The organism is Granulimonas faecalis (assembly GCF_022834715.1).
GTDB lineage: Bacteria > Actinomycetota > Coriobacteriia > Coriobacteriales > Atopobiaceae > Granulimonas > Granulimonas faecalis.
The window spans coordinates 1,971,639-1,994,619 of the sequence record NZ_BQKC01000001.1 but is presented as its reverse complement, the minus strand read 5'-3'; the positions used below and the strand labels follow the sequence as shown (position 1 = coordinate 1,994,619).

Annotated in this window: 14 protein-coding genes and 1 riboswitch; of the genes, 12 read left to right on the top strand and 2 right to left on the bottom strand. The window is 70.0% G+C overall.

Annotation, left to right across the window (positions count from 1 at the left end; genetic code table 11):
• The first annotated feature begins 111 nt into the window (after positions 1 to 111).
• The 6 genes from OR600_RS08835 (at position 112) to OR600_RS08810 (ending at position 8,576) form a co-directional block, all read left to right on the top strand.
• Complete coding sequence (locus tag OR600_RS08835) at positions 112 to 2,241, top strand: InlB B-repeat-containing protein (protein WP_265591022.1); 2,130 nt, start codon at positions 112 to 114, stop codon at positions 2,239 to 2,241.
• A gap of 379 nt (positions 2,242 to 2,620) precedes the next feature.
• A complete protein-coding gene (locus OR600_RS08830; protein WP_251164147.1) occupies positions 2,621 to 3,685 on the top strand; it encodes a putative endonuclease domain-containing protein in 1,065 nt (354 codons plus the stop codon).
• Between the two features lie 463 nt (positions 3,686 to 4,148).
• Positions 4,149 to 5,750 carry a bifunctional phosphoribosylaminoimidazolecarboxamide formyltransferase/IMP cyclohydrolase gene (purH, locus tag OR600_RS08825; protein WP_135978374.1) on the top strand — a complete coding sequence of 534 codons (1,602 nt, stop codon included), beginning with the start codon at positions 4,149 to 4,151 and terminating at the stop codon, positions 5,748 to 5,750.
• 363 nt (positions 5,751 to 6,113) lie between these two features.
• Positions 6,114 to 6,809 carry a hypothetical protein gene (locus OR600_RS08820; protein ID WP_239652475.1) on the top strand — a complete coding sequence of 232 codons (696 nt, stop codon included), beginning with the start codon at positions 6,114 to 6,116 and terminating at the stop codon, positions 6,807 to 6,809.
• A gap of 58 nt (positions 6,810 to 6,867) precedes the next feature.
• Positions 6,868 to 7,533, top strand: a complete 666-nt coding sequence (locus tag OR600_RS08815) for a response regulator transcription factor (protein WP_135978375.1) — start codon at positions 6,868 to 6,870, stop codon at positions 7,531 to 7,533.
• Between the two features lie 2 nt (positions 7,534 to 7,535).
• Positions 7,536 to 8,576 (top strand): sensor histidine kinase, encoded by a 1,041-nt coding sequence (locus tag OR600_RS08810; protein WP_204408104.1) that lies wholly within the window; start codon positions 7,536 to 7,538, stop codon positions 8,574 to 8,576.
• Between the two features lie 173 nt (positions 8,577 to 8,749).
• Here OR600_RS08810 and rlmD read toward each other — a convergent pair whose 3' ends face one another.
• Positions 8,750 to 9,937 carry a 23S rRNA (uracil(1939)-C(5))-methyltransferase RlmD gene (gene rlmD / locus OR600_RS08805; RefSeq protein WP_135978377.1) on the bottom strand — a complete coding sequence of 396 codons (1,188 nt, stop codon included), beginning with the start codon at positions 9,935 to 9,937 and terminating at the stop codon, positions 8,750 to 8,752.
• 140 nt (positions 9,938 to 10,077) lie between these two features.
• Positions 10,078 to 10,284, top strand: a riboswitch (cobalamin riboswitch).
• Positions 10,285 to 10,452: 168 nt separating this feature from the next.
• Here rlmD and OR600_RS08800 point away from each other — a divergent pair.
• From OR600_RS08800 to OR600_RS08780, 5 genes are all read left to right on the top strand, one after another.
• Positions 10,453 to 10,905 carry a DUF4430 domain-containing protein gene (locus tag OR600_RS08800; protein WP_265591021.1) on the top strand — a complete coding sequence of 151 codons (453 nt, stop codon included), beginning with the start codon at positions 10,453 to 10,455 and terminating at the stop codon, positions 10,903 to 10,905.
• Between the two features lie 149 nt (positions 10,906 to 11,054).
• The gene (locus tag OR600_RS08795; RefSeq protein WP_135978379.1) at positions 11,055 to 12,026 is read left to right on the top strand and encodes a lactate/malate family dehydrogenase; all 972 of its coding nucleotides are present in this window, start codon (positions 11,055 to 11,057) and stop codon (positions 12,024 to 12,026) included.
• A gap of 339 nt (positions 12,027 to 12,365) precedes the next feature.
• Entirely contained in the window at positions 12,366 to 13,832 is a 1,467-nt protein-coding gene (locus OR600_RS08790) for a radical SAM protein (protein ID WP_265591020.1), read from the top strand.
• A gap of 196 nt (positions 13,833 to 14,028) precedes the next feature.
• A complete protein-coding gene (locus tag OR600_RS08785) occupies positions 14,029 to 18,153 on the top strand; it encodes a chromosomal replication initiator protein DnaA (RefSeq protein WP_251164149.1) in 4,125 nt (1,374 codons plus the stop codon).
• 533 nt (positions 18,154 to 18,686) lie between these two features.
• Complete coding sequence (locus tag OR600_RS08780) at positions 18,687 to 19,394, top strand: MgtC/SapB family protein (protein WP_135978382.1); 708 nt, start codon at positions 18,687 to 18,689, stop codon at positions 19,392 to 19,394.
• A 21-nt stretch (positions 19,395 to 19,415) separates the two neighbouring features.
• Here OR600_RS08780 and OR600_RS08775 read toward each other — a convergent pair whose 3' ends face one another.
• Entirely contained in the window at positions 19,416 to 20,495 is a 1,080-nt protein-coding gene (locus tag OR600_RS08775) for a 6-phosphofructokinase (RefSeq protein WP_135978383.1), read from the bottom strand.
• 417 nt (positions 20,496 to 20,912) lie between these two features.
• Here OR600_RS08775 and fusA point away from each other — a divergent pair, with 417 nt between their 5' ends.
• A complete protein-coding gene (gene fusA, locus OR600_RS08770) occupies positions 20,913 to 22,967 on the top strand; it encodes an elongation factor G (RefSeq protein ID WP_265591019.1) in 2,055 nt (684 codons plus the stop codon).
• Positions 22,968 to 22,981 lie beyond the last annotated feature (14 nt).

Sequence of the window (22,981 nt, the reverse complement as noted above, 5' to 3'; positions counted from 1 at the left end):
AAACGCGTTTGATTTTTCACGTTTTATGGGAATTCCAGTGGGAAGGAATCGAGCCGAGCGTCCCGTGGCGGCCAGCCAGGGGCGGAGGGCTCGTTCGAGGAGGTCCCGGTCGTGGGCACATCTGGATACCGTTGGAAGGGGAGGGCGGCCGCCGTCGTGGCCGTCGCATGCATCGCGGGGACGGGCCTCTCGGTGGCCGTGACGCCGGCGCTGGCCGACCCCGACGAATCCGCCGTGGAGGCGGCGGACCAGGCCCGGATAATCTCCAACATGCGCTGGACCGTCACCGGGCCCAATACTGCCACGGCCTCCTGGGACGCCGTGGACGGCGCCCTGCTCTACGACATCAGAATCCTTAAAAACGGCATTCAGGTCGATGCCGAGAAGACCCAGGGCACCAGCTTCGACTTCACCGTGACCGATCCGGGGGCCTATGAGTTCGCCGTGGGCGTGGCCCAGTCGGCCGGCGGCTCGAGCTCCGGCATCACCCAGGGTCGCGACAGGCTCCTCACGGTTTCCCTCGACCCCAACAACGGTGAGGCGGTGGAGCCCGTGGCCATGCTCGTGGAGGAGGGCGGCCGCCTCCGCAACAGGCCTGCCGATCCCTCCTGGGGGGCCAACGAGTTCAAAGGGTGGACCGCCTCCCCGGTGAGTGGCGCCTTGGTGATCCCCTACGACTTCACGGGATGGGGCGCCCAGATCATGGCCCCTGTCACCCTCACGGCCCAGTGGCGTCTGGCGGCCCCTGCGTCGGTGGCCTGGAACGTCACCCACGACGGCGTGGGTTGGGGCCAGGTGGACGGGGCTTCCGGTTACCACGTGGTGGAGGCCGCCGGGGCAGACGCCCCCGACACCACGGTCCTTGACATCGATGTGGCTGCCGGCGTCTCCTCCGTGGGGGTGGACGTACCCGCCGACCCCGGGACCTATGTGGTCACGGTGGAGGCCTTGGGCGGGATGGGCATCGCTCCCTCTGCGGCCACGGCCTCGGCGGCCCTCCACAGCGTGGCCTTCGACGCCGCGGGCGGCTCGCCCACGCCTGCCATGGAGTTCGTGGAGGCCGGCCAGGCGGCTTCCCGGCCGACCGACCCCACCCTGGCCGGCCACACCTTCGAGGGGTGGTACGCCCTTGGGGCCGGCGCCCCCTACGACTTCGCCGCGCCCGTGACGGCGCCGACGACCCTCACGGCCCGCTGGTCGGTGTCGCCCTGCTCGGTGCGCTTGGAGCTGAACGGCGGCACCCTCGTCGGCCTCGACGTGACCTCCTACACCCCGGGCACGGCCGTGACGCTGCCGTCGGCCTCCCATGTGGGCTGCACCTTCGGCGGCTGGTACGAGTCGGCCGACTTCTCCGGCAGCCCGGTGACGCAGATCGAAGCGACCGCTACGGGCGACAAGGTCTTCTACGCGAGGTGGGTCCCCGACACCTACCTCGTCTACCTCGATCCCGAGGGCGGCAGGATCCTCGATCGCCGCCTCACCCACTACACCTACGGCACCGGCCTCGTGCTACCCCAGATGGTGACGAGGTCCGGCTACACCTTCGAGGGTTGGTACGCCACCGCGGACTTCTCGGGCTCCCCGGTGGATGAGATCGCGCCGGACGCCACGGGCAACAAGTCCTTCTACGCCCGCTGGCGCGCCAACGACTACGGGATCGTCTACGAGACCGATGGCGGCGAGCTGCCCGAAGGCGCCCCCGACGGCTACGTGCACGGTGAGGGATGCGTGTTGCCGGTGCCCACGAAGGCCGGCCACACCTTCGAGGGGTGGTACGAGACGGCCGACTTCTCCGGCGACCCGGTGACCGAGGTGGGCGCCGACGCCACGGGCGACAAGGTCTTCTACGCCCGCTGGTCGGAGGACCCGGCCGACGTGCCCGGCGGTGATGCGTCTGACGGCGGCACGTCTGGCGGGAACCACGGCGCTGGTGGCTCCGGTGGGGCCGTGTCCGGTGGTGATGGCTCCGGTGGGGCCGTGTCCGGTGGTGATGGCTCCGGTGGGGCCGTGGACAAGGGCACCGGTGCGGGGTCTGCCGAGGGCGGCGCCGCTGCCGGCGTGAGCGTCACCGCTGCCGACGGCCGGGCCACGGTGGTCCCGGTGGGGGAGCGCGGCGCGGCGGCGGGCCTCGTTGCCGAGACGGGCGACTTCCAGCGGGGCGGCGGCGTGCTCCTCGGCATCGCCGCGGCGGTCGCGGCTGCGGCGACGGCGATGGCGGCACGGATCCATCGCAGGGCCTGACGCAGCCAGCGCGCCGTGGGGCCTCCCTGGCGGCTCTCGGCTGGCTGCGCCCCCCCCAGCGCCCCATCTGGCACCCCCCTTCGGCACCCCCCCCTCTCGGTACCTGACGGCACCTGAATGCAGTTGAGGGCGACTTTCCGCGGGCATAACCGCCGGAGGTCGCCCTCAACTGCGTTCAGGCGGCCGGAATCCGCCCCCAGTCGCGTTCAGGTGCCGAGAGGGTGCCCGCTCCTCCCCGCCGTCACCCGTCTCCCCCCGACACCCCCTGACGCCGGTGCTGTCAGGGGGTGTCGGAAAACGGTCGGAAAGGCGTCGAATCGCGGTCAGACACGGTTGCTACGCTCTCCTCCCCAACGGAAGGACCGAGGGAGGAGAGAGAATGACAGTGGAGTGTACCTGCGAGATCGTCCCTATTGAGGCCGTCGACCCCCCGTCTCCCGGGGCGGGGCCGGTGGTGTCCCATGAGTCCGCCCTCTGGCTCTGGCGCCAAGGGTGGGCCCCTGTGCGGCGCCTCGATGCCGAGGAGTCCGCCGACGCCCTCGGCGCGGCCATGTGCACCGAGGGTGTCCGCCGGCTGCGGCGGTGGACGAGCCACCCGGCCGAATGCCCCATCCACGTCCTGTGTGCCTCGCAGGATATGCGCCGCCGCGTCAAGCGGGCGGTGTGCCATGTGGTTCCGGCGGCATGCCGCGAGCCGGTCCCGCTCGTGGAGGCCCGTTCGCCGCGCGGCGACGGTACGGTGACGGCGGTGGCGCCGGAGGTTTCGTGGGCGCAGCTGGCCCTCAAGGCCGGCGTCACGGTGGCGCGGGAGCTGGCCTGGGAGCTCACAGGCACCTTCCGTCCCTGCGACGACGCACCGTTCGGCCTCGACGGGCGGGAGCCGCTCTCCGCCGTCGCCGACCTCATGGACGCCGCCGTCCTGCTACGCGGCGGCTGCTTTCCCAAGCACGTCGACCGCATGCTCCAGGGCGTGTGCGACCGCACGGCCTCGCCCATGGAGGGTCGTGTCGCCTGCCTTATGACGCTCCCACGTCGGCGCGGCGGCCACGGTATCCCGACGCCGGAGGTCAACCGTCCCATGGGCCTCACGCCGGAGGAGGCCCGGATCGTCGGCGCGGGCACCGTGGTCCCGGACTTCTACTGGGAGGAGGCGGGCCTGGTGGTGGAGTACGACAGCGACGCCGTCCACGGGGACTCCCGCGCCGCGGACCGCGACGCCCGCAAGCGCACGCTGTACGCGGCGCGCGGCATCGTCTGCCTGTCCCTTACCCGCGGCCAGCTCATGGACCCCGCTGCCTGCGACGCGTTCATGGACGTGGTCCGTGGGCATCTCGGTATGGACCCGGAGGAGCCGCGCCCTGGCGTGTGGCGCAACCGGGTGCGGCTCAGGCGTGCGCTTTTCGGCTGGAACGCCGCCGGCCTCGCCGCGGAGGGCGCCGGGTGAGGGGGGCGGGCGATGGGGGCGTCGGGTGACGGCGGCCAGGTGACGAGCGGTTGCCGGACCGCCGCCCCCACCTCTTCCATCCTTCCGCCTTCCTTCCTTTCTTTCTCCACCTGACATGGTTGAGGGCGACTCCAAAGGCGTGACGGCGCCGGAATCCGCCCCCAGCCGCGTTCAGGCGCGCGAAAACCGCCCGCAGGCGCGTTCAGGTACCGAGAGGGTCGCCCTCAACCGCGTTCAGGTGCCGTGACGGGTGGCGGGTGACGGGTACCGGGTGGCAAGAGGCAGCTGGCAGCTGGCGGCCGGCGGGTCGAGGCGGCACCGCCCCGCCCCGGCACCGCCCCGGCGCCGCGCCCCGCCTCGGCCCTGAGGCGCTCCCCTCGTTCGGCTACGATGGGAACCGCGGGAGCGAGAGGCCCGCCGTGCCGCAGGCAGCGGCAAAACCAGGGAGAGAAGGGGAGGCCCAATGACAGACAGGCCCGTCAATCGCGCGCTGGTCTCGGTAACCGACAAGACCGGCGTGGTGGAGTTCTGCCGACAGCTCCAGGACACCTACGGCGTCGAGATCGTCTCCACCGGCGGCACGGCCAAGGCCCTGACGGCCGGCGGCGTGGACGTGGTCGAGATCGGCGACTATACCGGCTTTCCGGAGATGATGGGCGGCCGCGTGAAGACGCTGCACCCCAAGGTCCACGGAGGCCTCCTCGCCCGCCGCGACGATGCCGGCCACATGGCCGAGGCCGAGGAGCACGGCATCCCGATGATCGACCTCGTGTGCGTCAACCTCTACGAGTTCGAGAAGACCGTCGCCTCGCCCGATGTCACGTTCGCGGACGCCGTGGAGCACATCGACATCGGCGGCCCGTCCATGCTCCGCTCCGCCGCCAAGAACTCCGACAGCGTCACCGTGGTGTGCGACCCGGCCGACTACCCCGACATCCTCGACGACATGGCCGCCCATGGCGGCGCCACCTCCCTCGAGCTGCGCCGCCGCCTCCAGGTGAAGGCCTATACCACCACCGCGGCCTATGACACAGCCATCTCCACGTGGCTCGCCGGCCGCCTCGCCGAGGACGAGGGCGCCGAGGCCACGGCGTTCCCCGAGCGCCTCACCGTGGGCCTCACCAAGCAGGAGGACCTCCGCTACGGCGAGAACCCGCACCAGGCGGCCGCGTTCTACCGCGAGGACGACGCCCCGGCCCACTCGCTGGCCAACGCCGTGCAACTCAACGGCAAGCCGCTCTCCTACAACAACCTCCTCGACACCGACGCTGCGTGGGCGGCCGTCCGCGAGTTCGACGAGCCCGCGTGCATCATCCTCAAACATCAGAACCCCTGCGGCTCCGCCGTGGCCGAGGATGTCACCGCCGCCTACGACAAGGCCTACGCCTGCGACCCCGTGAGCGCCTTCGGCGGCATCATCGCCTGCAACCGCGAGGTGCCCCTCTCGCTCGTGGAGCACTTCGCCGACGTCAACAAGCAGTTCGTGGAGGTGCTCATCGCCCCGTCGTTCACCGACGAGGCCCTGGAGCGCCTGGCGCGTCGCAAGAACCTGCGCGTGCTGGCCACCGGCGGTGTGGACGCCCCGGCGGCGCTGGAGATGCGCACGGTGGACGGCGGCCTGCTCGTGCAGGAGGTCGACCGCGTGACCGAGACGCCCGACGACTACCGTGTGGTCACCGAGCGGCAGCCCACCGAGCAGGAGCTCCACGACCTGGAGTTCGGCTGGAAGGTGGTCAAGACCGTGAAGTCCAACGCCATCCTCGTGGCCAAGGACGACGCCGGCATCGGCATGGGGCCGGGCCAGCCCAACCGCGTGGACTCCGCCATCATCGCCTGCGACCGCGCCCACAGGGCGTGTGAGCGCATGGGGCTGGCGCCGGAGAACCTCGCCGCCGCGAGCGACGCGTTCTTCCCGTTCCGCGACGACGTCGACGAGCTCGCGGCCCGCGGCGTGACCGCCATCATCCAGCCCGGCGGCTCCGTGCGCGACGAGGAGGTCATCGCCGCCTGCAACGAGCTCGGCATCGCGATGGTCTTCACGGGCAGGAGGCACTTCCGCCACTAGGGCCGAGGGCCGTCGGGCCGACAGGGGGTCGAGGGGCGGGATGCCTCTCGGCCCCCTGTCCAGTTGACCGGGCATTTTTGCCGCCGCTTTCGTGACAGAGGTGCCTGGCGTGACAGAGGTGCCTGGCCCATCTGTCACTTAGTATATTGCTATATTGATGGAAGATGCGCACCAGGGACACCGTGTGGCGCCTGGAGGGCCCGACCGACGTGACGGCGGCTCAACCGTGATGTGGGACAAAAGTGCCCGACCATTGGGACAAAAGTGTCCGGGTGGTGGGACAGGGGGGTGGTGTGGCGGTGGCGCTACCATGGAGGGTGCCGGCGCGCCCGCCGGCCTCATACGACCGTCCCAGGAGGCCCCATGCTCGACCCAGACCGCGACTACACCGACGCAGACCTCGCCGCCCTCGACGAGTTCACCCTGGGCGAGCCCGTGCTCGTGTGCCGCTGGCGCCTCTCGGACCGCCGCATCCCCATGGCCGGCCGCCACATCCGCGCCCTCGGCGAGCGCGTCACCGACGGCTGGGCCCCCACGCCGGAGTTCCTCGCCTGGGTGCGCCAGCACCTGGAGCAGACCCTGGACTCCGGCGCCGCCGACGACCCCGACGGCGTCCTCATGCTCGCCGTGGACGCCGCGGGCCACGGGGCCATGGCCGTGGGTCCCTACGAGCCCCTGGCCGACACCTCGGCCGCTGCCCTCGCCGCCCGTGCCGCCGCGTCGGCCGAGGAGGGCGCGCGCACGTCGGTGGCGCCCGAAACGCTCTGGGCCGTCGCGGACGGCGCCCTGCTGGCGGGCTTCGGCGACACCTTCACCTGCGGCGGCGCCGGCACCCTGCTCATGGACCTTACGGAAACGTTAGGGCGCCCGGTGACCTTTGATGGGACACTGGCTCAGAGGGTCGCCGCGGGGGAGCCCTTCGACGAGGTGTTCCTCGTCTCCGACGAGCACGGCGTGGTGCCCGCCTCCGACAACGGCGGCCCCGCGGCCGAGACGTTCGCGGCCCAGCTCGGGAGGCTTCGGGAGGCCACGACCGCCAAGCAGGGCCGCGGTATCTGACCCGGGCGCCCGCCGCGTCCGCCCGCACCCGTACCTACCGCAGGCAGAAGGAGGACCCATGACGCGCATCGCACTGGTCGAGGACGACGCCGCCATCCGCGACGCCCTGGCCCAGATCCTCTCCCAGCGCGGCTACGAGCCGGTGCCCGTCACGGACTTCTCCCGCACGTCGCAGACCGTGCTCGACGCCGCCTGCGACCTCGTGCTCCTCGACCTCGGCCTGCCCGGCGTGGACGGCACGGTGGTCTGCCGGGAGATCCGCTCCCGCTCCGACGTCCCCATCATCGTGGTGACGAGCCGCAGCTCCGAGGTGGACGAGGTGCTGTCCATGACCATGGGGGCCGACGACTTCGTGGCCAAGCCCTACTCCGCCCACGTGCTCGCCGCCCGCATCGAGGCCCTGCTCCGCCGCGTCCAGGGCTCCCGGTCGCGTCCGGTGGTGGAGCACAACGGGCTCTCCCTCGACGTCGAGGCCTCCTCCGCCGCGGCCAACGGCCAGACCGTGGAGCTCACCCGCAACGAGCTGCGACTCCTCGCCTACCTCATGCGCAACGCCGGGTCCGTGGTGTCCCGCACGGCTCTCATGTGCGAGCTCTGGGACACCGACGCCTACGTGGACGACAACACCCTGACCGTCAACATCAACCGGCTGCGCCAGACGCTGGCCCGTATCGGCGTGCGCGACTACCTGGTCACCCACCGCGGCCAGGGCTACTCGGTGTGACCATGGAGTTCCTCCGGTTCCTGAGGTCCAAGCTGCCGGGCCTCGCCCTTTACGGGGTGGCCCTCTTCGTGGTCGCGGGGCTCCTCCGCCTGGTGGGGACGCCGCGCGACATGGTCTACCTTGTGCTGGTGACGCTCGCCGCCGTGGAGGCGGGGCGCCTGGCCATGGAGTACCTGCCGTCGGCGGGCTTCTGGAGGCGCGTGAGCCTCATCGGCCGCGCCCACCCAGGCGACACCCCCAACGCGCTCGACCTGGCCTGCGACCTCCCGAGCCTGCGCTCCGGCCGCGCCGCCCTCGTGGATGACGCCGTGGACGCTCTGCTCGCCCAGGCCGACGCCGACGCCGCCGCCGTCAGGGCCGACTCAGCCGAGTACCGTGCCTTCATCGAGCGCTGGAGCCATGAGGTCAAGACCCCGGTGGCCGCCGCCTCCCTCATCGTCCAGGCCAACCCGGGCCCGGTGTCCGGCCGCATCGCCCCGGAGCTGCAGCGCATCGAGGACTATGTGGACCAGGCCCTCTTCTTCGCCCGCTCCTACACCGTGGACCGCGACTACGTGGTGCGCGAGACCACCCTCGGCGAGCTCGTACGCGACGCCGTACGCGCCCGCGCCACGCTGATCCAGGAGTCCGGCGTCTCCGTCTCCTTCGACGGTCTCGACCAGCCGGTCTACTGCGACCCCAAGTGGTGCGGCTTCATCGTGGGCCAGCTCGTGGACAATGCCTGCAAGTACATGGGGGCCGAGGAGAGCCCGTGTCTCTCGTTCACCGGCCGTAGGTTGGCGGCGGGCGGCTCGGCCGAGCGCGTGGAGCTGACCGTGGCCGACAACGGCGTGGGCATCGCGCCCCAGGATCTCCCCCGGGTGTGGGACAAGGGTTTCGTGGGCTCCAACGGCCGCGACCTCGCCCGGTCCAACTCCACGGGCATCGGCCTGTTCCTCGTGCGCGACCTCTGCCGCAAGATGGGCGTGGAGGCGAGCGTCTTCTCCGACGGCGAGTCGGGCACGGAGTTCCACCTGGTGTTCCCCATGGTGCAGAGGGGCTAGCAGGCAGGACCCCCGTCCCACCACCCGGACACTTTTGTCCCAATGGTCGGGCACTTTTGTCCCACGGAGCCCCGATGCGCGCCATTCATCAATAGAGAAATAAGCGAAGTGACAGATGGGCCAGGCACCTCTGTCACATGTCACATCATGCGGGTCCGGTGCGGGCCCCGCGGCTACCGCCTCCGCAGCGCCGCCACCGTCTCGGCGTGCTTGGTGTGTGGGAACATGTCCACCACCGTCAGCGACTCCAGCAGCCAGCCGCGCCCCACGAGGAAGTCCAGGTCGCGCCGTTGGGTCACCGGGTTGCAGCTCACGTACACGATGCGCCCGCACCCGCTGGCATCGCACGCCGAGAGGAACGCCTCCGTGGCGCCGGCCCGGGGCGGGTCGAGCACCACGACGTCGAACCCGGTGCGGTTGTGCTTGGAGTCGGCCAGGTAGGCCGTGGCGTCGGCGCAGACGAACCGCGCCCGGCCCCCCAGCCCGTTGGCCCGTGCGTTGCGCCGCGCGTCGGCCACGGCCCCCTCCACGCGTTCCACGCCCACCACGGAGACGCCGTCCACGGCCTTGGCCGCGCACAGGCCGATGGTCCCGATGCCGCAGTAGGCGTCCAGCAGCGTCTGGCCCGGCTCCAGCCGCGCGCCGTCGATGGCCAGCCGGTAGAGCGCCTCGGTCTGCTCGGGGTTGGTCTGGTAGAAGCTCGTGGGGCCGATCTCAAAGGTCACGCCCAGCAGCGAGTCGTGCATGACGCCGGGCCCCAGCAGGGGTTTCGATGTGGGTCCCAGGATGGCGTTCGTCCGCCGCTGGTTGATGTTCTGCACCACCGACAGCCTGAGCGGCGCCGCCTCGGCCACGGCCTCGGCCAGCTCGCGGCCGTGGGCCAGGGTGTTGCCGTTGGTCACGACGGTGAGCAGCCCCTCCTCGGTCCTCCAGCCGGTGCGCACCACGGCGTGACGCAGCATGCCGCGGCCTTTGTCCTCGTCGTAGGCGCGGATCTTGAGCCGCTCGGCCACCCGGGCCATGTCGTTGAGGATGGGCCGGCAGCGCGGGTCCTCGGCCAGGCAGGCGGCGCATGGCACGATGCGGTGCGTGCCCCGCTCGTAGAAGCCGCTGCGGATCATGCCCCCCTTGCCGGGCGAGAAGGGCGTGGCCGCCTTGTGCCGGTACCCTCGTGGCGCCTCCATGCCCACGATGGCCACGTCACCCGGGGCGGCCTCGCTCGCCCCGGAGTCCAGGAGGTCCGAGAAGAGCCCCACCACGGCCTCGCGCTTGCGGCGCAGCTGGATGGGGTAGGGGACGGCCAGCCATTCGCAGCCGCCGCACCGTTTGGCGATGGGGCAGGTGGGGGTGGCAAATCCCATGGGGGCTCCTTTTGCTCTCTCGACGCCGACACCAGAAGTCTAGCGGTCCCGCCGGCCGCTGCCACGCACCGGCGGCTCCGGGGCAAAAGCCCCGGGCGGGTCCCGGTGCGGGATGCGGTAGGCTGAAGACAACTGCATATCATCGCAACCCGAGGACACGGTTCGAACAGCTGTCCGCTTAGTAGATTAATAAGGAACCCGGTTTGAGTCCGGGACAGCCGCCACTACTGTGTTCGGGCAAAGGTGCGGGCGCATACCCATTGGGCCCGGTCCCGAGAAGGGGCCCGCACCGTCGGCCAAGGCCGACACCCGTGAGTCAGGAGACTTGCCTGTCCTCGATAGGTTCGACCGTCCCGGGCGTGTGGGTCGTGGTTACCGGTGCTGTGATGCCCCGCCTGCCCCTGTGACCCGGCGCCCTCGCCCGGGTACCGTCCCGGCAGACCGGGTCGTCCCTCCCCGCCGCGCCGCTCTCCCAGACGGGAAAGACGGGCAATCGACGAGAGGAAGGCACGCCCATGAACCGCAAGACAACCCAGGACCTCGCAGCCCACCGCCGCACGCCGCCCCTGCGCGGCCGCGTCGCGGCGTTGCTCGCCGCCGCGCTCATCGCTGCGGCACCGACCCTCGGCGCCTGCTCCGCCGCCCCCTCCGCGTCCGCGGAGGGGCAGCAGCAGGCGTCCGGGCAGCAGCAGGCGTCCGTCTCGGTGACCCAGAGGGTCGGCGACGGGGAGAAGGCCGTGGAGGTGCCCGACGGCTCGACGGTCCTCGACGTCCTGAAGGCGTCGGGGGTGGAGTTCGAGTCGAGCGACGGCTCCTACGGCGCCTATGTGACCTCCATCGACGGCAAGGCCGCCGAGGGTAACTCCGGCTGGACCTACTCCGTCAACGGCGAGCAGCCCACGGTGGGCTGCGGGGAGTATGAGGTCGCGGACGGAGACGTCGTGACGTGGGAGTACGTCTCCTTCTGACGTCTCGGGCGGTGACGCCGCCGCACGGCCGTTCGTGACCGTGGGGTGACGTGTCACGCGGCCTGCCTGCCGCCGCGCCGCGATAGCCGGTAGCATGGGGGCGCCCGACCGCCGCGGCCGGGCGCCCCTTCGCGTGAAAGGACCCGCTCATGGGAACGTGCGTATCCGTCGGCATCATCGGCCTGGGCCACGTGGGCGCCCACGTGGCCAACAGCCTCATGCTCCAGGGCATCGCCGACGAGCTCCTGCTCTGCGACATCGCCTCCGGTGACGAGGACAACTCCAGGAAGCTGGCCGCCGAGGTCCAGGACCTCTCCGACAGCCTGGCCTTCTGCTCCCACAACGTGCGCATCGAGAGCTGCGGCGAGGACTACGCCGCCCTGGCCTCGTGCGACGTCGTGGTCAACGCCGCCGGCAAGGTGCGCCTTGCCGCCCAGGACCGCGACGGCGAGCTCTTCTACACCACCGACACCGCCCGCCGTTTCATCCCCGTGCTCGCCCGCGCGGGCTTCTCCGGCGTGTGGGTGACCGTCGCCAACCCCTGCGACGTCGTGGCGACCCAGATCTGGAAGCTCGGCGGCTTCGACCCGCGCCGCGTCATCGGCACCGGCACCCAGCTGGACTCCGCCCGGTTCAGGCATGTGCTCTCCCGCGAGACGGGCATCGACCAGCACTCCGTGGGCGCCTACATGCTCGGCGAGCACGGGGCCACGCAGTTCGCCTGCTGGAGCCAGGTGAACTTTGGCGGCAAGCCCCTGGCCGAGCTGGAGCGCGAGGAGCCGGCGCGCTTCTCTCTCGACAGGCCGGCTCTGGAGGACGCCGCGCGCCGGGGCGGTTACGTGGCCATGGCCGGCAAGATGTGCACCGAGTACGCCGTGGCCAACGCCGCCGCGCGTCTGGTGCGGGCCGTGGTGTCCAACGAGCACGCGGTGCTGGCCTGCTCCACCCTCATGGACGGCGTCTACGGCGAGGAGGGCCTGTTCTGCTCCGTGCCCTGCGTCGTGGGTGGCTCCGGTGTGGAGGCCCTCATGGTGCCCGACCTCACCGGGCCGGAGCAGGCCGCCTTCCACGCCAGCTGCGCCCACATCCGCGAGAACCTGGGCCGCGTGGGCCTGGTCTGACCGTCCCCTCGGCGCCCTGCGGACGGGTCCCGCTCGCGGGGCGCCTTCCCTCGCCGTCCGCCGCGGGACCCGTCCGCGCCGCCACTCCCGTATATCACGCGCGGTCTCCAGTCTCATCAAATCCTTGTCGGGGGTAGACTGTTGCACTTGAGAACATGGGGGCTGGAGCAGCGGTTATCTCCGCTGTGGGCTTGATTGCCTACAGGTTGAAAACAGCTCGGTGCCACCTTGGTGAGGGGAGTGGTTTTGCCGTCCGGCGTCTTCTCCCTAAAAAAAGGGGGTACATGCAAGCCAGCCAACAACGCGGGGTCACAGCCCGCATGACAGCAAGGGGAGAGTATGCAGTCTAAGATCGCGCACGCCGCCGAGCGTACCGCCTTCGGTTTTGCCCTTGACGGCATCATCAACGCCGCCTCCAGCAAGGACCGCGAGAAGAACCTCGACCGGCTTGTCGATATGGGTTCCAAGCTGCTCAAGGACACCGCTCCCGGAGCCGCCCGTGGCCTGCGCGCCGGCCTGTACCCCGGGTCCAAGTGGGAGCAGTTCCTCTTCTCCCTCATGGACGAGGTGGACCACAACATCATCAAGACCGCCGTGCTCAACGGCGGCTACGAGGCTGCCTTCCGTGGCCTGCGCACCTGCACGGAGAACGCCGAGAAGTACCAGTGCAACGCGCCGTGGATCATCCTGTTCGACCCCACCACGGCCTGCAACAAGCACTGCATCGGCTGCTGGAGCGCCGAGTACGGCAACCGCTACAACCTGTCCTTCGACGACATGGACAAGCTGGTCTCCGAGGCCAAGGCCCTGGGCACCCACATGTTCATGCTCACCGGCGGCGAGCCCCTGGTGCGCAAGAAGGACATCGTCAAGCTGGCCGAGAAGCACAACGACTGCATGTTCAACATCTTCACCAACGCCTCCCTCGTCGACCAGGCCTTCTGCGACGACGTGAAGCGCGTGGGCAACATCGCCTTCTCCATCTCGGTCGAGGGCTTCGAGGACTCCAACGACGGCCGCCGCGGCGACGGCTCCTTCCAGGAGGTCATGGCCGCCATGGACCTCATGAAGGCCAACGGCCTGCTCTTTGGCACCTCCACCGCCTACACCACCAAGAACTACAAGACCGTCACCTCCGACGAGTACCTCGACATGCTCATCGAGAAGGGCTGCCGCTACGCCTGGTACTTCCACCTCATGCCCGTGGGCGCCGGTGCCGGCACCGACCTCATGTGCACCCCCGAGGAGCGCGAGTACATGTTCCACCGCATCCGCGAGATCCGCGGCATCACCGGCGGCAAGCCCATCTTTGCCATGGACTTCCAGAACGATGGCGAGTACGTGGGCGGCTGCATCGCCGGCGGCCGTGTGTTCTGCCACGTGAACGCGGCCGGCGACGTGGAGCCTTGCGTCTTCATCCACTACTCCAACGCCAACATCCACGACAAGAGCTGGCTGGAGTGCCTGCAGCAGCCCATCTTCCAGGCCTACCGCGCCCACTACCCCTTCAACGACAACCTCCTCCAGCCCTGCCCCATGCTGGAGAACCCCGAGATCCTGCCCCAGATCGTCCACGAGGCCGACGCCCCCTGCACCGACTACGCCGCCCCCGAGAGCGTGGACGACCTCTGCGCCCGCACCACGCCTTACGCCGAGAGCTGGAAGGCCACCGCTGAGAAGCTCTGGCTCGAGGAGCACCCCACCGGCAAGAAGATCTACGCCGACGAGCTTTCCAACATGGCCGTCGACGAGAAGGCCAAGATCATCGCCGAGGCCGACCGCGAGAACGAGGCCGTGACCAACTAAGGTCCCGCCCCGCACTGACGCGCGCAACTCGAGCGGCCCCGTGTATCCGGCGATACGCGGGGCCGCTCTCATATGCGTATGCGCCCGCCCGCCTGTCCCGCTTTTATTGACAGGGATAGATTACGGTCCTACGCTTGAAATCCAACTTAAAGAACGCTGCAAAAATACTGCAAACATAGGGCGATTGGCGGTACAAATGAACTCTCTCACCCGCACCCTGGCCTCCTTGGCCGCTGCCACCCTCACCTGCACGGCCCTGGTGGCCCTGCCGGCGACCCCGGCTGCCGCCGCCCCGCCGGCCGGCTACACCCATCCGGCCGATGCCTGCCCCGTCACCGTCACCGGCGGCGTGGAGGGGCGCGACTACTACTTCGCCTCCGAGACCTGGACGCGAAACCCCGGCAGCCCCGTCACGAGCACCCTCAAGAAGCTGGTGATCTGCTCCTCGACGCCCCTCACCCTCTCCACCGGGGGCGCCACGGTGGACGCCACCGTGTGGATCGAGGCCGGCACCCAGGCAAACATCACGCTGGACGGGGTGGACATCGCCTCCCACGTGCCGTTCACCATCGAGCGCAACCGCGACGCCGCCGGCAACTCCGTCGACCCCAAGACCAGCGTCCATATCACCCTGGCGGCCGGCTCCGCCAACCGCCTCGAGGCCGCCGCGTCGGCCTATGCCCCGGGTATCCGCTGCGGCGAGGACACGGTCCTCGTCATCGACGACGACGTGACCAACGTGGACGTGGATGGCGCCCCGGTGGACGTCACCGGCGGCCGCATCAAGGAGGGGACGGTCTACGTTGACCGCGACGGCGCCGTCCGGACCGCCGGCGCCGATGGTCCCACAACCAATATCAGCAACCTTGAGAGCCGTAACCCCGGGTCCCTGGAGGTCCAGGGCGGCTACCTCTGCGCGGCCATCGGCGGCAGCGACTGGGAGACCACCGGCGAGATGACCTTCAACGGCGGCTCCATCACGGCCCGGGCCGTGGGCGACGGCACCTATGGGTTCGGCGCCGGCATCGGCGGCTCCCACGGCGGCCACGGCACCACCGAGGACACCTGGATCACCTTCAACGGTGGCACGGTCACGGCCTGGGCCTCCTACCACGGCGCCGGCATCGGCGGCGGTGGCCCCAGCTACACCACCGCAGGCTCCACCAGCAGGGAGAACAACTACCGGTTCCCTGACGCCAAGCTCAGCGACCGCCTCCCCGGCAACGGCTTCGGGGCCAACTCCGGCACCCCGGTCCACTCCAAGGTCTGTGCCGGCAACCTGCGCTTCAACGGCGGCGTGGTGACCCCCATCTCGGCCGACCACGGCAACGCCATCGGCCAGGGGTGCTTCTGCTGGAACGTGGGGCGCAAGATCGTCATCACCGGCGGCACCATCATGCCCGACACCTCCCGCCAGGACCCCTCCTACGGCTATGCCCATGCCATCGGCGCCCTGGGCGGCGAGGTCTACGTCACCGGCGGGTCGGTGCGTATCGGCCAGGTGACCCACGACAACGGCAAGACCACCAACGAGAAGTACCAGTCCTACATCGGCGACCCCGTGGACCCCGACAACCTGCCCTCGGACTTCTACACCAACTTCTCCTCCGACACCGCCTACGGCGCCCTCGACAAGAGCAGTCAGGTCATGATGCGCACCATCAAAGTGCCCGGCGCCCTGGGGGCCAACGCCCGCATCACGTCGTTTGCCATGACGGTCAACGGGGTGTCGTACCCCTACGGCTCGCCCCACTCCACCGACGAGAACGGCAACCTCTACCTGTGGCTCCCCAAGACCACCGAGGGCGAGGTGCGCGTCAACCTGACCGCCGTGGACAAGGACGGCAACGTGGTCAGGACCGAGCCCTACTACATGGACGACGTCCAGAACGGCGGAGACCACCTCAAGCAGTACGTGGTCTTCTCCATCGACCCCGAGAAGGTGCCCACCCTCAAGAACCTCGCCAAGCGCTATGACGGCCTGCCCTGGGGCGAGGACGTCTCCGGCAAGCTCCTCTCCGAGGTGGCCCAGCAGGCCGTGGAGGTGGACAACCCGCCCGTGGCCGCCGGTCAGGACAAGAACAAGCTCAACGACGCCGCCTCCATGGTCATGGAGTCCCAGCGCCTGGCCACCGACGAGAACGGCGACCTCATTCGGCGCCCCGACACCGGCGACGGCTCCAACATCTACGAGGTGGACACGGCCTCGGCCATCACCAAGGGCTTCAACGCCAACGTGGGCAAGTACAAGCTCACCATCAGCTCCGACCAGTACGCCCAGGACGGCTCCTCCTTTGCCGAGAGCTTCTACGGTCACCGCTGCTACTACGACTACGCCGAGATCACGCCGGCCGACACCCAGACGCGCCTGGAGGTGGAGCGGGTGGGCTCCACGGCCGACGTGCGCCTGACCGCCCATGTGAGCCCACGCCACGACGACGCGGTGACCGAGGCGCTCACCTGCGCCGCTCCGGAGGGCGCCGTGCAGTTCTACGTCAACGGCAAGAAGGTGGGAGAGCCGGTCGCCGTGGCGGACATGGGTGACGACGAGCTCGAGGACGGCTATCGGCAGTCGGTGGCCACCCTCACCGTGGGCCCCGACGACTACCGGTCCCTCCTGGTGAACCCGGCCGCGCCCTCGTCGGCCCGCGCCGCGGACGGCCTGGGCAGCCAGCGGGTCACCGCCGAGTTCATCCCCACTCAAAAGGGCAACTACACCGACTCCAACACCGACTCCAACGCAGACTTCTTTGTGGCCGTGGACCCTGAGTGGTGGTCCTACGAGAAGGTCTACGACGGGACGCCGGCGTTCGACGGCCTCGACGGCTCCCATATCCTGCCCTTCGTGCCCGCCGGTTTCGACGTGACCCTCTCCTTCGACCCGGCCCAGGTGACCTATGCCCCCGACGGCTCCTCGGTGGGCACCCACCCCATCGTCCTCAAGGACACCGAGCTCACAGGTGCCGACGCCGACAAGGTGATCGTCATCGGCTACACCCGTGGCGACTCGCTGACACTTAAGGGCACCGTGACCCCGCGCGACGTCACGGTGACCACCTCGACGTCTGTGGGGACGGCCCCCGCCCATCGGCCCTTCGGCGGGTCGTTCTCCTTCGGGGCCGACCTCGTGGCGGGCGACAGCCTCGAAGGGCTGCTGGGCGCCGCCTCCTTCGACATGGGCGGCCTCGACCCCTCCGACCCCGCGCCCGGCCTCTACCTCGTGACCGTGCGGCCGGAGGCCCTCCGGGACCTTGAGCCCGACGAGGAGGGTCGCTACACCCTGGGGAACTACCGCATCGCCGTGGAGGGTACCTACGTGCGCATCGAGAAGGCGCCCCGGCCCGTGCGCGACGGGCAGATCTCCACCGTGGCCCAGGACGTGCCGGTGGGTGGGCCCCTCCAGATCGCGGACACCCTGGACGGTGCCCCCGTGGACACCGAGCGCTCCTACTTCAAGAGGGTGGGGGACGGCTGGGAGCCCGTGGACGGTGAGCCCACGGAGCCCGGCACCTACCTCGTGGTGTCTTCCGAGCGGAACCCGGGGCCGAGCCCGGCGCTGCCCGGCAGCGACGTCTTCCGGATCGTGGGCACCGGCACCGAAGGCGGCGACGAGGCCCCCGGCCCCTCCAGGGAGCCTGTGTCGGTGTCCGCCGACGACATCGTGAGCGGCCAGGACCCGCGGGTGACCGAGACGACCCCCGACGGCGACCCCGTGGAGGTCACCCGCACCTACTGGAGGCAGGACCCCGTGGACCCCGGCCACTGGGAGCCTGTGGAGGGCGTGCCCACGGAGCCGGGCACCTACCTCGTGGTGTCGGTGCCCACGGACCCCGACAGCCCCTGGGGCCCCGGTAGCGCCGTCTTCGTGGTGGAGCCTGTCCCGGCGGAGGACCCCGGCCCCGCGCCGGGCAGCCCCGACAAGGACCGGCCCGTGGTGACGGTCGAGGGTGTGGACGTCGTCGACGGTCAGGTGCGCCCCCGCGTCCTCGTGGACGGCAAGCCCTTCGACGGCGCCTCCGACCCCGAGGGCCGCCGCGTGGAGGAGGTCTACTACGTGAGGGAGCCCGACGGCAGCTGGCGGCGCCTAGCCGGTGTCCCCGACGGTCCCGGTGACTACCGTGTGGTGGTGCGCCTTCTCGACCGCGACGGGAACCTCCTGGCCGAGGCCTCCTACGACTTCTCCCTGGACGGTCGCGGCGCGGTGCTGCCGGTCACCGGCGACGTGGCTGGCGTGGCCGGTGTCCTGGGCGCCGTGGCGGGTCTCGGCGCCGCGGCGGCAGCGGTGACGGCGCTGGCAGCGCGCCCGGGTCGCCGTCGCTGACGGGCACCCCCGCCCCACCACCCGGGCACTTTTGTCCCATTTTGGTCGGGCGCGGTTGCTGCCACGCGGGTGCCGGCACCCATGGAACGTTCTGCGGGCGCCACTCCGCACGTAGAAGCTTCTGCGGGTGCCGGCGGAGCCGCCCTGCCGCCTGCGGAGCATTCTGCGGGCGGTTTCTCACCCGTAGAGGCTCCTGCGGGTGATCCGCTTGGGCCGCCGTCCCGTCGGCGTCGGCCGCACGTGGCGGCGGTGCCCGGCCATCTGTCGCTCTGCCTGTTTCTCGTTTTTTGGCATCCACCCATGCCGCGGTGGCCCCGCCATGGGACCCGGCGTCATTGGGACAGAAGTGCCCGACCATTGGGACAAAAGTGTCCGGGTGGTGGGACGGGGTGACCAGTGGGACGGGCTCGCGCGCCCGTGGCGGCTTCCGGGGCCGCTTGGCCGGCCGGCCGTGAATCAGGGGACATCCGCGGTCCCGAGGGGGTATGGAGCCAAGGGAGGGATAGTCCGGCGCCCCTGGAGGTGGCACGTCCATGCTAGGTCAGTACTTCGCGAGCCTCGGGGCCACGGCGGCCGGGTGGAGCACCGACGCGGTCTTCCTGCGGCTCATCCTGGCCGCGGTCGTGGGCACCGTCATCGGCATGACCCGGGAGTTCAAGAACAAGGGCGCCGGCGTCAAGACCCATGTGCTCGTGTGCCTGGGCTCGGCCCTCTCCATGATCGTGAGCCAGTACATCCTGGAGGAGATCCCCGGGGCCCAGCTCGACATGGTGCGCAACGGCGCCGCCGTCATCTCCGGCGTAGGCTTCCTCGGGGTGGGCACCATCATCGTCACCGGAAAGAACGAGGTCAGAGGCCTCACTACCGCCGCCGGCCTGTGGGTCTGCGCCTGCATCGGCCTCTGCGCCGGCATCGGCCAGGTGGACGCCACCCTGCTGGCCCTGGTCTTCGTCATCTTCACCTTCACGGTGCTCTCGCGGCTGGACGCCCTGGTGCACCGCTTCTCCAAGAAGTTCGACGTCTACGTGGAGTTCGAGAGCCGCCACGCCGTCAAGGAGTTCCTCAAGAAGCTCCACAGCTGGGACTGCGCCTATGACAACTTCCTGCTCACGGGAGGGGAGAGCGGCAGCTCCTTCGTGGCTGCCACCCTCACCATCACCCTGCCCACCATGGACCGCAAGCAGGCCTTCGTCGACGCCATCCAGCGCCTGGAGTTCGTGAGCTTCTGCGAGGAGATCTGACCGTCCCGACCGCCCCGCCCCCTACCGGTCGCCGAAGGAGATGCCCAGATCGCGGGCCTCGCGGACCATCTCACCGTCCGGGTCCACGTACTTGAGCTTGCCGGCCACGTCCTTGAGGGGCACGCGGCACATCCTGCTCTTCCGCTGGCTCACCATGAAGCCGTACTTGCCCTCAAGGCAGCCCATGGCCGCCTCCACGCCGCACTGCATGGCGAAGATGCGGTCCTGGGCGTCGGGCTGGCCGCCGCGCTGGGTGTGGCCGGGCACGGCCACGCGGACCTCGCGGTCGGTGCGGGCGGCGATCTGGTCGGCGATCTCGTAGGCCACGGACGGCATCACGCGCTTGGCCAGTTTGGCCTTGTACTCCTTCTTGGAGAGCGCGGCGTCCTCCTTGGAGATGGCGCCCTCGGCGGCCACGATGATGGCGTAACGCTCGCCGTCGGCATGGGCCTCGTCGATGGCCTCCACCACATTGTCGATGTCGTAGGGGATCTCGGGCAGCAGGATGACGTCGGCCCCGCCGGCAACGCCGGCGTACAGGGGGATCCAGCCCACCTTGTGGCCCATGATCTCGATGACGAACACGCGGCCGTGGCTCGTGGCCGTGGTGCGGATGTCGTCGATGCACTTGGTGGCCACCTCCACGGCGCTCGTGAAGCCGAACGTCATGTCGGTGCCCCAGGTGTCGTTGTCGATGGTCTTGGGCAGTGCGATGACGTTGAGGCCTTCCTGCGAGAGGCGGTTGGCCGTCTTGGTGGAGCCGTTGCCGCCCAGCATGAACAGGCAGTCGAGCCCCAGCTTGCGGTAGTTGGACACCATGGCGGGCACCTTCTGCACGCCGTCGGCCGTGGGCTTGTCCAGCTCCTTGAAGGGGGTGCGGCTCGTACCCAGGATGGTGCCGCCGTGGGTGAGCGAGCCGGCGAAGTCCTCGGGCGAGAGTCGGGTGTAGCGGTTGTAGATGAGGCCCTGGTAGCCGTCGAGGAAGCCGTAGACCTCGACCTTCCCCTCGGTCTTGAAGGCCAGGGTCTTCACGATGGCGCGCATGGTGGCGTTGAGCGCCTGGCAGTCGCCGCCGCTCGTGAGCATTCCTACTCGCAGCATGGACGGGCTCCTCTCCTCGATGACTCATCGACTTCAAAAAGTGTGGCACAAGCAGGAGGCCGTTGATGTACGGGCCCAACGATTGCCTGGGCTGGCCGACGGGGGCGGCCTGGCCCTCTCCGGGGGCGTGCCGCCCGGCCTCGGCTGGCTGATATCGCGGTTCCGACCGGATCCGAGGGGGAAGGAGCTGGAAAAACGGCCTGCGATCGCGGTTTCCTGCCGGTATCGGCGCTGCGGCGGCGGCCACGGGGGCATGGAATCGCGATTTCCAGCCGGCCCCGCCCCGGCGCGACCCGCCGCTCGCGGACGGGCGCCGATTCGACACATCTGCCATACCAGTTGTGGGGTAGGCTGAACAGAAGGTAAACCGCGCCGCGGCCCCGTGGCCGCGGCGACGTCTCTTATTGGGAGGCAGCCATGGCAGAGAAGGTCAAGAACGTCGTGCTTGTAGGCCAGGGTGGCGTTGGTAAGACGATGCTCGCCGAGGCCATGCTCCACCTGAGCGGTGCCACCAACCGCCTGGGCGGCCACTCCGGAACCAAGCCCACCCTCGACTACGACCCCGAGGAGGAGAAACGCTCCTTCTCCATCAAGCTCTCCGTGGCGCCGGTGAACTGGGAGGGCTGCCGCCTCAACGTCATCGACGCCCCGTGCTACCCCGACTTCATCGGCGACGCCTACTCGGCCATGGCCGCCTGCGAGACCGCGGTCTTCGTGGTGGACGCCGCCTCGGGCGCCCAGTCCACCACCACGCGCCTCTGGTACGCGGCCGAGGACCTCTCCCTGGCGCGCGCGGTCTTCGTCAACCGCATCGACCGCTCCGAGACCGCCTACGACGACACCCTCGCGGCGCTCACCGAGCGCTTCGGCAACCGCCTCGCCCCCGTGACGCTGCCCATGGGGGTGGGCAGCGACTTCGAGGGCATCATCGACGTCATCCGCATGAAGGGCCGCCGCCTCGGCCCCGACGGCAAGGCCCAGGTCTTCGACCTGCCCGAGCAGTACGTGGGCGCCGCCCAGGCCGCCCGTGACGCCATCTGCGACCTTGTGGTGGAGGCCGACGACGACCTTATGATGAAGTACCTGGAAGGCGAGCCTCTCACGGACGACGAGGTCGAGGGCCTGCTCTCCCGCGCTATCGCCGAGCGCATCTTCGTGCCGGTGTTCGCGGGCGTGTGCACCAAGGAGGAGGGCGTCGTCTCCCTCCTGGACGACATCGTGGCGTACTTCCCCAGCCCCGACACCTACGGCAAGGTCCCGCTGGTCAACGGCGAGCTGCTCGACGTGGACCCCGACGACGACCGCCCGGTGGTCTTCGTCTTCAAGATCCTCAACGACCCCCAGCAGGGCCGCCTCGCCTTTGCCAAGGTGCTCACCGGCACCGTCACGCCGGGCCTGGAGCTCGTCAATGCCCGCACCCGCAAGACCGAGCGCCTGGCGCACCTCTACCGCATGATGGGCCGCGACACCACCGAGGTGAGGAGCGCGGAGGCCGGCGACATCGTGGTGGTGCCCAAGCTCGACGCCCAGACCGGCGACACGCTCTCGGCCACCGGCAAGGTGGAGGCCGCGGCGTTCCGCTTCCCCAACTCGCTCTACCGCATCGCCATCGAGGCCGATCAGCGCGGCAGCGAGGACAAGCTCTTCACCTTCCTCGAGAAGATGGCCGACGCCGACCCCACCCTCAAGGTGGACCGCGACGAGGACACCGGCCAGACCGTGATCAGCGCCATCGGCGAGGCCCAGGTCTCCGTGCTGCTGGACCGACTGGAGAGCCGCGCCAACGTGGGCGCCCACACCGTGCCCCTGCGCATCCCGTACCGCGAGACCATCCGCCGCACCGCCACGGGCCACGGCCGCCACAAGAAGCAGACCGGCGGCGCCGGGCAGTTCGCCGACGTGCGCATCCGCATCGAGCCCAACCCCGACGGCGGCTACGAGTTCCTCGACGAGGTCGTGGGCGGTGCCGTGCCCCGCGGCTTCATCCCCGCGGTGGACAAGGGCGCCCAGGAGACCATGCGCGATGGCGTGCTGGCCGGCTACCCCATGATCGACGTCAAGGTGGCCCTCTACGACGGCCAGTTCCACCCGGTGGACTCCAACGAGATGGCGTTCCGCACCGCCGCGCGCCTGGGCTTCCAGGACGCCGTGTCCCAGGCCGAGGCCGTGCTGCTCGAGCCCATGGCCACCCTGCAGATCACCGTGCCCGAGAGCTACGCCGGCTCCATCATGGGCGACATCTCGGCCTCCCGCGGCCGCGTGGAGGGCATGGAGACCACCGACAAGGGCGAGGTCTCCATCCGGGCCCGCGCCCCCTACGCCGAGGTGGTGGACTACGCCACCCGCCTGAGGTCGCTCTCCCGCGGCACCGGCGAGTACACCATCGAGGTGGAGGGCTACGAGCAGGTGCCCCACGACGTCCAGGAGCGCCTGGCCAAGGAGTACCAGGAGTGTCGCAGCCAGGGGAGGTAGCCTCCTGCCGGACC

Excerpts from the sequence above, each read along its gene's own strand:
- OR600_RS08830 (WP_251164147.1), top strand. The coding sequence starts at position 2,621 with ATGACAGTGGAGTGTACCTGCGAGATCGTCCCTATTGAGGCCGTCGAC.
- purH (WP_135978374.1), top strand. The coding sequence starts at position 4,149 with ATGACAGACAGGCCCGTCAATCGCGCGCTGGTCTCGGTAACCGACAAG.
- OR600_RS08820 (WP_239652475.1), top strand. The coding sequence starts at position 6,114 with ATGCTCGACCCAGACCGCGACTACACCGACGCAGACCTCGCCGCCCTC.
- OR600_RS08815 (WP_135978375.1), top strand. The coding sequence starts at position 6,868 with ATGACGCGCATCGCACTGGTCGAGGACGACGCCGCCATCCGCGACGCC.
- OR600_RS08810 (WP_204408104.1), top strand. The coding sequence starts at position 7,536 with ATGGAGTTCCTCCGGTTCCTGAGGTCCAAGCTGCCGGGCCTCGCCCTT.
- rlmD (WP_135978377.1), bottom strand. The coding sequence starts at position 9,937 with ATGGGATTTGCCACCCCCACCTGCCCCATCGCCAAACGGTGCGGCGGC.
- OR600_RS08800 (WP_265591021.1), top strand. The coding sequence starts at position 10,453 with ATGAACCGCAAGACAACCCAGGACCTCGCAGCCCACCGCCGCACGCCG.
- OR600_RS08795 (WP_135978379.1), top strand. The coding sequence starts at position 11,055 with ATGGGAACGTGCGTATCCGTCGGCATCATCGGCCTGGGCCACGTGGGC.
- OR600_RS08790 (WP_265591020.1), top strand. The coding sequence starts at position 12,366 with ATGCAGTCTAAGATCGCGCACGCCGCCGAGCGTACCGCCTTCGGTTTT.
- OR600_RS08785 (WP_251164149.1), top strand. The coding sequence starts at position 14,029 with ATGAACTCTCTCACCCGCACCCTGGCCTCCTTGGCCGCTGCCACCCTC.
- OR600_RS08780 (WP_135978382.1), top strand. The coding sequence starts at position 18,687 with ATGCTAGGTCAGTACTTCGCGAGCCTCGGGGCCACGGCGGCCGGGTGG.
- OR600_RS08775 (WP_135978383.1), bottom strand. The coding sequence starts at position 20,495 with ATGCTGCGAGTAGGAATGCTCACGAGCGGCGGCGACTGCCAGGCGCTC.
- fusA (WP_265591019.1), top strand. The coding sequence starts at position 20,913 with ATGGCAGAGAAGGTCAAGAACGTCGTGCTTGTAGGCCAGGGTGGCGTT.